The sequence below is a fragment of the Bradyrhizobium sp. Kon58 genome, assembly GCF_055807455.1.
On record NZ_JBVVOT010000186.1, the window covers coordinates 1 to 399 of the forward strand.

General features: G+C 61.7%; 1 pseudogene. It reads right to left on the reverse strand.

Going from position 1 to position 399, the window contains the following annotated elements:
• A pseudogene (locus AC0L20_RS40055) lies at positions 1-334 on the reverse strand (amino acid permease); the annotation flags it as partial.
• Positions 335-399: the final 65 nt, after the last annotated feature.

Here is a 399-nt window from a genome sequence, read left to right on the forward strand (position 1 = left end):
TGAACGCCACGGCGGCAATCACGATAAACATCAGCAGCGGTACGATCTTCGCCACAGTGGTCACCAGGTTGATGAACGCCGCTTCCTTGATCCCGCGCAGCACCAGAAAATGCACGGCCCACAGCAACGCCGAGGCGCCAATCACCGCCGCGGGGGTATTGCCTTCGCCAAAGATCGGGAAAAAGTAGCCGAGGGTACTGAACAGCAGCACGAAGTAACCGACGTTGCCCAGCCAGGCACTGATCCAGTAACCCCAGGCGGACGAAAAACCCATGTAGTCGCCGAACCCGGCCTTGGCGTAGGCATACAGGCCGGAGTCCAGCTCGGGCTTGCGGTTGGGGGATCACGGCGGTGGGCATGCTGGCCCTGGCCTTTGTGTTCCAGACCCTGGCCAACCGC